General features: G+C 34.1%; 12 protein-coding genes. 3 read left to right on the top strand and 9 right to left on the bottom strand.

Annotated features, from left to right (window positions below; all coding sequences use genetic code 11):
- The 5 genes from RVY88_RS06115 to RVY88_RS06095 form a co-directional block, all read right to left on the bottom strand.
- A partial coding sequence (locus tag RVY88_RS06115) for a cache domain-containing protein (RefSeq protein WP_317051276.1) occupies positions 1-1066 on the bottom strand: 1066 nt, incomplete at its 3' end.
- A 371-nt stretch (positions 1067-1437) separates the two neighbouring features.
- Positions 1438-1917 (bottom strand): hypothetical protein, encoded by a 480-nt coding sequence (locus tag RVY88_RS06110; protein ID WP_002848208.1) that lies wholly within the window; start codon positions 1915-1917, stop codon positions 1438-1440.
- Between the two features lie 14 nt (positions 1918-1931).
- A complete protein-coding gene (locus RVY88_RS06105) occupies positions 1932-2378 on the bottom strand; it encodes a molybdopterin synthase catalytic subunit (protein WP_002848209.1) in 447 nt (148 codons plus the stop codon).
- Position 2379: 1 nt separating this feature from the next.
- Positions 2380-2601 carry a MoaD/ThiS family protein gene (locus RVY88_RS06100; RefSeq protein WP_011731733.1) on the bottom strand — a complete coding sequence of 74 codons (222 nt, stop codon included), beginning with the start codon at positions 2599-2601 and terminating at the stop codon, positions 2380-2382.
- Positions 2602-2638: 37 nt separating this feature from the next.
- On the bottom strand, positions 2639-3952 hold the full coding sequence (locus RVY88_RS06095) for an NFACT RNA binding domain-containing protein (RefSeq protein WP_162167406.1): 1314 nt from the start codon (positions 3950-3952) through the stop codon (positions 2639-2641).
- Positions 3953-4008: 56 nt separating this feature from the next.
- Between RVY88_RS06095 and leuC the strand changes: the two genes are divergently transcribed.
- The 3 genes from leuC to RVY88_RS06080 are packed head-to-tail and all read left to right on the top strand — an operon-like array spanning position 4009 to position 6847.
- Positions 4009-5274 carry a 3-isopropylmalate dehydratase large subunit gene (leuC, locus tag RVY88_RS06090; RefSeq protein ID WP_002848215.1) on the top strand — a complete coding sequence of 422 codons (1266 nt, stop codon included), beginning with the start codon at positions 4009-4011 and terminating at the stop codon, positions 5272-5274.
- An 11-nt stretch (positions 5275-5285) separates the two neighbouring features.
- Positions 5286-5828 (top strand): NTP transferase domain-containing protein, encoded by a 543-nt coding sequence (locus RVY88_RS06085; protein WP_002848217.1) that lies wholly within the window; start codon positions 5286-5288, stop codon positions 5826-5828.
- Entirely contained in the window at positions 5825-6847 is a 1023-nt protein-coding gene (locus RVY88_RS06080) for a phospholipase A (protein ID WP_011731735.1), read from the top strand. The genes RVY88_RS06085 and RVY88_RS06080 overlap by 4 nt, the downstream gene beginning before the upstream one ends.
- A 40-nt stretch (positions 6848-6887) precedes the next feature.
- Here the strand turns inward: RVY88_RS06080 and RVY88_RS06075 are convergent, their stop codons facing one another.
- The 4 genes from RVY88_RS06075 to recA are packed head-to-tail and all read right to left on the bottom strand — an operon-like array spanning position 6888 to position 10180.
- Positions 6888-7601 carry an AMIN domain-containing protein gene (locus tag RVY88_RS06075; protein WP_002848219.1) on the bottom strand — a complete coding sequence of 238 codons (714 nt, stop codon included), beginning with the start codon at positions 7599-7601 and terminating at the stop codon, positions 6888-6890.
- Positions 7602-7617: 16 nt separating this feature from the next.
- Positions 7618-7896 carry a hypothetical protein gene (locus RVY88_RS06070; RefSeq protein ID WP_144685867.1) on the bottom strand — a complete coding sequence of 93 codons (279 nt, stop codon included), beginning with the start codon at positions 7894-7896 and terminating at the stop codon, positions 7618-7620.
- Positions 7893-9143, bottom strand: coding sequence for a phosphopyruvate hydratase (gene eno, locus RVY88_RS06065; protein WP_162167405.1), 1251 nt, complete (start codon positions 9141-9143; stop codon positions 7893-7895). The genes RVY88_RS06070 and eno overlap by 4 nt, the downstream gene beginning before the upstream one ends.
- Positions 9143-10180: a recombinase RecA gene (recA, locus tag RVY88_RS06060; RefSeq protein WP_002848230.1), complete on the bottom strand. Its 1038-nt coding sequence runs from the start codon at positions 10178-10180 to the stop codon at positions 9143-9145. Before recA ends, eno begins: the two co-directional genes overlap by 1 nt.
- Positions 10181-10242: the final 62 nt, after the last annotated feature.

The raw sequence follows: 10242 nt of genomic DNA, 5'->3' as shown, positions 1-10242 counted from the left end.
CGTTTATAAGTTTAGCCATAACTCCAAACTCATCATTAGATTTTAAGCTTATAGCTTTAGGATTATCATTTTTATGGTTTAAGAAGTCAAAGAAGTCTTTGAGACCGTTTTCTATGGATTGTGTCGGTTGTAATAGTCTTTTTGCCAAAATCCAAACCGCAAATGCTGCAATAATAATAAATATAAACGAAATCAAAAGTTGTTTGTATAATATAGCATCTACTTTGCTTTGGAAGTATTTAGCATCTACGTTGCTGCATATTATCCATCCATCAAATTTAGTAGTTGCGCATTGTCCTATTTTCAAAGATCCGTCTTCGTGAGTATATGTAAGTCTGCCGTATTTATCAAAATTTTTATTTTGGTAATTTTTGAGAATTTCTTTTGTAGCACTAAGCGTTTTACCTATATAATCGATTGTTGGATGCATGATAATCTTGGCGTCTTTATCCATAAGAAGCACATAGGCTCCCTCAGCGTTTCCGAGCTCTGCAAATTTTTTATTTACTTCATTTAATGCTACTTGTCCGCTTATAACGCCGATAAGTTCGCTATTTTTATATATCGGTTTTGAGATAGATATGGTAAATTGTCCTGTTGTTTTACTGATAAACGGCTCTGTGATGACAACTCTATTTTCTTTTACCGCATTTATATACCATGGGCGATTTCTAGGATCATACATACCATTTTCAGTAGAAGGTAATCCACTATCGCCGTTTGAGCGTATCATCATACCGTCTTTTTGATAACCTACATAAAGAAGTTCAAAATTTGAAGTTTTGTCAATAATTTTTAATATATCTTCTATTTCTTGTTGACTATAGTCGTTTTTAGAGATATAGTCATTTAGATTATTTATCGTATTGATATCGCTTCCAAAACGACTGTCCATTAGATTTTCAGAAGCTTGAATCACTTTTTGCCTCTCGCTAACTAGAAGTTTTGTTGAGTTGTCTTTTGAGTCTGAGTAGTTAATAAACGCTAAAACTAAAAGTAAAATGATAAAAAGTATGGATACTCCAAATGAGACTTTTCCCGCTATGCTTTTGCTGCCAAATAACATATTCTTCCTTTATTAATTTATTTTCCATTGTATTATAATATTTTTTAAAAAAAGCAAGCTTAAATATTTAATTTGTATATTAATAATTTAGATAAAAATTTTAAATAAGATTAAACAACTGTATTAGGCACTTTCATAGATTAAATTTAATTTATATTTTAAATTTATTATATTATATAATTTAACTTGCTGTGCTAAATCTAAATAAATATAAAACAATATGATGATGGATTGTAACTTAAAAATATTAAATTTATAGAGACTTTATTCAAAAATTTATAAATTTAGTTTTGACCTTGTTGTATGTGGTTTTAAAAAATGCATTATATTATGGACGAATTTTTTGAATTTGCCCATAAATAAACATTTAATTATTTAACTAAATTCACGCCATCAAGCTCTAAATTTTCATAGTAAAATGAGAAGTAAATGTTGGATGATAAAGGTGAGGTCGTGTTATTTTCATAATCTTCATAGTTTGAGTAAGCCGCTGAAAAATCATAAGCTTTGATATCTTTTATCTTATAAGTGCTGCTTATTCCATTGACTTCTGTTTTAATGACAAGATCCACTTTATCGTTTTTTGATATGAGTTTTAACAGCTCTTTTGCGTTGCTTTCTTGAGAATTTACTGAAAACGATAGACTTTTAGCGTATTTTGAGAGTATGCCATCGGAGTTTGAGTCGGGAATAGCCGGATTTCCTACGAAATTATAATTTATATTTATACCAGAAAGCTCTAAGCTAAGACTGCTATTTTTACCTATAAACGTCGCTGTAACACTATTTTTCGCGTATGCAAAACTTGTTAAACCTACTAAAATCATACAAATCAAAAATATATTTTTCATCTTTTCTCCTTAAATCAGCTTAAAATCCCTGCTCCGGCTAGTTTTTGACTCCTATCTTTCGCATAGATTCTTTGCTTATTTTTTAAATCATATTTCCATATCGGAGCGTTTGCCTTGAAGTCTTCTACAAACTCATTTATAATAGTTAACGCCGCTTTTCTTTTGGGGCTTAACACTCCTGCTATGAAGCTCGAAGTATGGTTTGGAACATCGCCTTTTGAGTGCGCCATAAAGATGGTAGTGTTTTTTTCTTTCGCCTTCTTTTGCCACACATCGAACCATTTTTTGAGCAGCGGTTCATAAATATCAAAACTAAGACCGTCTATGCCGTCTTCATCGCGCACGACGCCTACAAAAGTTATGATCGCACCGTAATTTAAATTTTTACTGTTATCATACCAGCGGTTTGTTATTTCAGTGACGTTTAAGCTACCGCTAAAAAGTTCTATGTCAGAGTTCATTTTAACCTCCGCAAACAGGTGGTAAAATGCAGATTTTATCTCCGCTTTTTAGTTTGGTATCAAGACTTGTAACTATCTCGTCATTTAATGCAACGGCGCTTAAATTTAACCACTCTTTTAAACTTTCATCTTGATTCAGAATAGTTTTTAATTCGCCAAGACTAGCTGCTTTTATCTCTAAAGGTTCTTTGTTTATAGGTCCTAAAAATTCTACTTTTACCACTGTTTCTCCTTAAAAGATATAATCATATCCTATAATATTAAATTTGTATTCCTATAGTTTTGTAATTTACGTAATTTACAAACGCTCCGTTTACGACTTTTACGTTTTGCTTTTTTGTGTAGTCTATCAAGTAATTTCCGCTTTGTGTCGTGCTAAAACTAACGCAGAGTTTGGCTGCGAAATTTATGATATCCTCGCTTAATGTCCGTTTATTTGTTTTTACGACGACGTGAGTGCTGGGTCTGTCTTTCAGATGAAACCAAAAGTCATCTTTTTTTGCATTTTTAAGCAAAAATTCATTACCTTTTTCGCTTTTTCCTACGCTTATTTTAAATTCTCCTACATAAAAATTCTCTATCAAATCGCTAAGCTTAGCATTTGATTTTGTTTGCGATTTTTTAGGTGACAAAATACTGATTTCACTGGTACTTTTACTTAGTGAGATGATATTTTTTAGCTTATTTAGAAACTCTATTTTCTCTTTTAAATTTAGAACTTGCAAGCTTATATTGGCAGCTTTTTGCTTTAGTTTTTTACTCTCTTTAAACATCTCATTGGCACTATTTTTAGGGCTATTTTCGAGTTTTAAATTTATAATTGCACCATTTTCATCAGCAAGTTTTAGCTCTCTTTCATAGTCGTTTAAAAGATACAGATTTGCAATGATAAGATTTGCGTTTTTATTTAGCTTATGACTTTGAGTTTCTAGCTCTTCTTTACTGGGGAGTTCACTTAAATTTGCATTTAAATTCGTAATTTTTTTATCTAAATTTAAAAGTTTTACCTGTTTTATCTCATCTAATTTTTTGGTTTTTAGACGTAAAAATTCCATTTTAAAGTATTCATCAAAATCAGTGATCTGCTCACACTCACTTTCTTTTATATCAAACGGCTCAAGTATGGTTAATTTTTTGCCAACTTTTATAGTTCTTTTTTCGTTTTCCATATGCCTTAAGGCTTCTAAGATGATATCATTTTCATCAGTTAAAATGATATTCGTAAATCGCCCCGTAAACTCGAGATATAAAATCGAACTAATAGCCTTATATGAGCCGTTTAGCGTGGTTTTAATTTTTAATATTCTATTATTCTTTAGAGCTTCTACGAAGTCTATTTTTGCTGAGTTTAGACGCTTTTTGAGCGTGATATCAAAAGGCGCTTTATACTCTTTTACGGCGATTTTTTCATCTGTTTTGTATATACTTGAGTTGCTTTTATTTAAATCAAAGACAAGAGGATAATTTCCATCAAATACTATTTCCAAAGCGCAATCATCAACTCTTTTTATGTTAGTTATTTTTTTAAATTTAGATAAAAACTCAGGTATTTGTGTTAAAACTTTATATTTCATAAGCCTGATTATACCAAAAATTTGCTACAATAACCCAAATTTAGCTAAGGAAAATCATGAAGCAGACAATTACTGAAAAAATTTTTAGCGAACACGTCCAGCACGCGGTTTATGCAGGACAAATAGTAGAAACTAAGATTGATATGGTTATAGGAAATGATATCACGACTCCGATTTCTATCAGGGCTTTCAAAGAGAGCGGAGCAAAAAAACTAGCAAATCCGGACGGCTTTGCCATAGTAATGGATCATTATATCCCGGCTAAAGATATAGCAAGCGCAAATCAAGCTAAAATCAGCCGTGATTTTGCTTACGAGCATGATCTAAAGAACTTTTTTGATGAAAAAGATATGGGTATCGAACACGCTTTGATGCCAGAAAAAGGTCTTGTAGTGCCTGGGGACGTTATTATAGGAGCCGACTCTCATACCTGTACGCACGGCGCTCTTGGAGCGTTTAGCACGGGAATGGGAAGTACGGACCTTGCTTACGCTATGATAACTGGTAAAAACTGGTTCAAAGTGCCTGCAACTATAAAAGTAGAGTTTGTAGGAAAACCCGCTAAGCATATTTATGGTAAGGATTTGATACTTGAAGTCATACGTCAAATCGGTGTTGATGGTGCTTTGTACAAAGCTTTAGAGTTTTGTGGAGATGCTATGAAATATCTTGATATGGATAGCCGTTTTAGCTTGTGCAATATGGCTATAGAAGCAGGCGGAAAAAGCGGTATAATAGCAGTAGATGACATAACAAAAGAGTTTTTAGAAAGTAAAAATTTACGCTCAAAGCCAAAGTTTCACTACAGTGACGAGGGCGCGAACTATGAGCAGGTTTTACGCATAGACGTAAGCAAACTTGATCCTGTTATCGCGTATCCGTTTTTACCGAGCAATGGAAAAAGCATAAACGAGGCTTTGAAAGACGATCTAAAAATAGATCAAGTGTTCATAGGAAGTTGTACGAACGGGCGTCTTAGCGATCTTAGGATAGCAGCACGTATTTTAAAAGGAAAAAGAGTGGCTAAGCATACCAGGCTCATCATCACTCCGGCTACGCAAAAAATCGCACTTGCCGCGCAAAAAGAAGGACTTATGGATATATTTGTAGAAGCAGGAGCCGTGGTCAGCAACCCTACATGCGGAGCTTGTCTTGGCGGATATATGGGAATTTTAGGAGCAGGCGAGAGATGCGTAAGCACTACAAATAGAAACTTTGTAGGCAGAATGGGCGATAGAACTAGTGAAGTATATCTTGCAAACTCCGCAGTCGCGGCGGCTTCCGCGATAGCCGGTAAGATAGCAGATCCAAGAGTGCTATAAGAAAGTTAAGCTTGAAAAATGCACTGATTTTAGCTGGAGGAAAAAGCAGCAGAATGGGAAGCGATAAAACACTTCTTGCTTATAAAGATTATCCTAGCATTACGCACTTTTTATTTGAGCGTTTGAGCAAGATCTTCAAAGATGTTAAAATCAGCGCAAAAAATGATAAATTTGAGCCTAAACTTCCTGTTTTGGTTGATGATTTTGATGATTTTTCTGCTCTAAAAGTCATAGCAAATTTAGATAAAAACTATAACGAGCCGGTTTTCATCATAGCAGCAGATACCCCATTTGTAAAGTTTGAAACTATAAAAGAGCTGTATTTAAATTTAAAAAATAACGATATATCGCTTCCAAAAGGCGGTGAGTTTGTGCATGGACTTTGTGGATTTTATAATCCTAAAGTGAGCCTAGCAGCGCAGTCTTTGTTGAAAAACGGTATGCAAAAAATCGCACTTTTAAGGGATCTTTGTCCTACTGTTATCACCGAATTTAAAGATAAAAAGCAGTTTTTAAATTTAAACACTCAAGCCGAGTATGAGTTGATAAAATGAGAAAATTGCTAACTATTTTGGCTAGCTTTTTAAGTTTGAATGCAAACAATGCAAATGAACTATATAAAAAAGCAATTGAATTTGAGAGTAAAGGAGATAGTAAAAATGCTCTTATTTACTATAAAATGGCTGCTCAAAAAGCTTTAGAAAATGAGCAAACTAGAACCGACCATATTTCAAATTTAGATAAAAATCAAAATTTACAAAAAGATAGTACGCATAGCATTTGGCAGCAAACTACTCAGACGACAAACTTAAAATATAGTCAAAATAACCGTATAATTAAAGCTGAAAATAATAAAGAAAACAATTATAATATTTTCCATTTAGAACCTTATAAGGTAAATTATCTTCTTCCTATTACGTATTCTAGTATATCAAATTCAGATAGAAAACATACCGAAACAAAGTTCCAGCTTAGTCTCAAAAAGGCGATGTTTGATAATTTATTTGGGCTTGATGAGACTTTTTATCTTGGATATACTCAGATATCTTGGTGGCAGATAGCAAAAGAGTCTTCTCCGTTTAGAGAGAGTAATTATCAGCCGGAGATCTTTGTAGATTTTCCTTTTAAATTTGATAATTTTGAGACTTTGAAATCTGCCCAAATAGGCATATTACACGATTCAAACGGTAAAAGCGGTAAAGATTCTAGATCTTGGAATAGAGTCTATTTAAGATCGGTTTTTGAGTACGGAAATTTTAGTTTAGCTCCTAGAGTTTGGTATAGGATTAAAGACAATAAAGACGATAATCCAGATATCACCAATTACAAAGGCAATGCAGATATAGAGATATCTTATAATTTAAATAATATGAGATTTATAGCTACTATAGCAAATAACTTGCATTTTGATAAGACAAATAAAGGTTTTTTTCAGTTTGACTTTTTATTTCCTATATTTAATAGTGGATTTTATGGATATTTACAGTATTTTAACGGATATGCGCAAAGTCTCATAGACTATGATAAGCATGAGAGCCGAGTTGGCGCCGGATTTGTATTTTTTATCAGATAGCTGCTTTTAGCTATCTGATTTTATAGCAAAATACGTTTTATTATCTTAGTATAAGAGTATATCCGCCGTCGCTTTGTCTGATACCGTAGTGGTAATTTCCATCTAGTGAGATAACTACTCTATAATATCCATCATGCGCGCCAAACGTAAGTTTTTTAACAGCGCCTTTGTCGACTTTTATAGTTTTTGTGTTAAAGTCCGCATTTTTTCTTTTAAAGTCGATTACAATTTTATCTGGTTTGCTTATCACAAAATCTCTGATTTTAGGATCGGCGGTAAATATATTTATCTTCATAGCATAAATATCAAATTTAATCATATCATTAAAACTCAAGCTTTTTAAAGGAGGCTCTATTTTCGGAACTAAATTTGAGATTTTAGTAGATGGTTTATCATTTTGGTTGCTATTATTATCCGCTTTTACCGTAGTTACGGATACGTCTAAGATTTTTGAAGCGGTTTTATTCGGCGTTATTTGATTTTTGAGTACAAACTCATCGTGCCAGTCAAAGCTACCATTTATATCAACTACTTTTTGTTTTATGCTCCCATCAATACTTTTATAATAAAAAACTATAGACGTAAGTTCTCTTGCATCGCTCGGAAATTTAATTATCTGGGTTTCAAAAGGCGGAGCGCTATCTTTCATATTTGTAGAGATCAAGTCGGTACTGTTTATATCTGTAGGAACAAACGGATTTTCACGTCCATTCAAGAACGATATAAAAACTAGTAAGATTAAAATTTGTTTCATCATTATACTCGCGTGTTTATTTATAGCTATCAGGATCTAATCCTATAAGCTCGAAATACTCTTTTTGCAAAGCTGAGTTTGCTTCTTGGAGTTTTTGTACGTCACTTTGCAAGCTTGCTTTTTGATTGTAAAGATCTAGCATAACATCTAAAGATCGCTTACCAAATAACGCATTTCCAACATAAACTCCAGCCATCACTACAAAAGAGATGGCTACAAAATATACAAAAAAATTTTTAAAAGAGTTAACTCTATGACTTTTTGGCGATTTATACTCTTCTAAAATTTCACTCAAATTTTATCCCCTAAAAACTCACTCGTTTCAAGCTCTATCTCAAGAAGGCGATTATATTTTGCGTTTCTTTCGCTTCTGCTCGTGGCGCCGGTTTTTATCTCACCCGTGTTTAACGCAACGGCAAAATCAGCTATAAAACTATCTTCACTTTCACCGCTTCTATGACTCATAACGCAGCGATAACCGTTTCTTTGAGCTAGACGAACTGTTTGCATAGTTTGACTTATCGAACCGATTTGGTTTGGTTTTATAAGAATAGCGTTTGCTATACCTTTTTCTATACCTTCTTTTAGGATTTTTTCATTTGTTACAAATAGATCATCCCCTACTAGCTGTATTTTATCACCTAGTTTTTCACTCAGAATTTTCCAACCATCCCAGTCGTCTTCACTAAGTCCGTCCTCAATGGAGAATATAGGGTATTTATCGCAAAGCTTCACATATCTATCAACCAACTCTTCACTTGTTAGCTTTTTACCTTCAATTTGATAAGTTTTACCATCATAAAGTTCACTTGAAGCAACATCAAGTGCTAGTTTTATCTGTTCGCCTGGTTTGTAGCCCGCTTTTTTTATAGCTTCCATAATAATTTTTATAGGCTCTTCGTTGTCTTTTAAATTTGGCGCAAATCCACCTTCGTCACCTACTGCAGTGCTGTGTCCAAGATCGTTTAATATCTTTTTTAATGTTTGATATACTTCGGTTGCAGCTCTTAGAGCGTCACTAAATTTAGAAAATCCAAAGGGCATTATCATAAATTCTTGAAAATCAACGCTATTATTTGCGTGAGCGCCACCGTTTATAATATTAAACATAGGCACGGGTAGCGTGCAGGCATTTGCTCCTCCAAGGTAGCGATATAACGGAATGTTTAAGCTATTTGCAGCAGCTCTTGCTACTGCCATAGATACTCCAAGAACCGCGTTTGCGCCGATACGCGAGTAGTTATCTGTTCCATCAAGCGCTAACATAGCGTCGTCGATGGCCTTTTGATTATAGGCGTCTTTTCCACATATCTCTTCAGCTATCATAGAATTTACATTTTTAATAGCTTTTAAAACACCTTTGCCTCCAAATGCTTCTCCGCCATCTCTAAGTTCTAAAGCTTCGCGTTTTCCAGTACTCGCGCCGCTTGGTACTATAGCTTCTCCTATACTTCCGTCGCATAGCTCTACTTTGGTTTTTATAGTTGGATTTCCACGACTATCTAAAACTTCTATAGCACTAATCTTTTTTACGATAACCATTACTCGTCTCCTTCCATTTCTTCTTCATCTACTGCACCGCTCATTATGCTATCACCCATATTTGCACGGATTTTTTCTGTTATTTCATCTGCTATTGCTTTATTTTCTTTTAAAAACGCTTTTGAGTTTTCTCTGCCTTGACCCAATTTTGAATTATCATAGCTAAACCAAGCGCCGCTTTTATCGATAATATCAAGTTTTACGCCGTAATCTATTATCTCTCCTTCTTTGCTGATACCTTCTCCAAACATGATATCAAATTCGGCTTGTCTAAAAGGAGGAGCGACTTTGTTTTTTACTACTTTTACTTTTACGCGGTTTCCGATTGGCTCATCGCTCTGTTTTAAAGTAGCTATTTTACGTACGTCAAGTCTAACTGAAGCGTAAAATTTAAGCGCATTTCCGCCAGTAGTAGTTTCAGGAGTGCCATAGCCCATAGCGCCGATTTTCATACGAATTTGGTTTATAAATACAACTGTAGTTCCCATTTTATGGACAACTCCGGTTAATTTTCTAAGTGCTTGACTCATGAGTCTTGCTTGCAGCCCTACGTGCTGATCTCCCATATCGCCTTCTATTTCGCTTTTTGGTGTTAAAGCTGCTACGCTATCTATTACTATAAGATCAACGGCGCCGCTTCTAGCTAGAGTTTCTACTATATCAAGAGCTTGCTCTCCGAAGTCCGGTTGAGAAATATATAAGTTATCCGTATCAACGCCTAAATTTTTAGCATATTTAACATCAAGTGCATGCTCTGCATCTACAAACGCGCAAACTCCGCCGACTTTTTGAGATTCTGCTATTAAATGCAAAGTAAGAGTTGTTTTACCAGAGCTTTCTGGCCCATAAATTTCGACTATTCTTCCTTTTGGTACGCCGCCTATACCAAGAGCTATATCAAGTCCTATCGATCCTGAGGAGATAGAATCTATCGGCTCTATTTCCTTGTCTCCTAGCCTTAAAACAGTGCCTTTGCCAAAAGCTTTATCAATCTGCTTTAAAGCAAGGTCTAGGCTTTTTTTCTTATTATCATCCATGATTTTCCTCTTAAAAATTTAAGTTATTTTACCCTAAAGTATTAAAAATTAAGCTAAATTTG

The organism is Campylobacter sp. TJR-1, from assembly GCF_032840035.1.
Classification (GTDB): Bacteria; Campylobacterota; Campylobacteria; order Campylobacterales; family Campylobacteraceae; genus Campylobacter; species Campylobacter fetus.
Note: the sequence above shows the minus strand (reverse complement) of the source record. Positions and strands in the feature narration are given on the sequence as shown.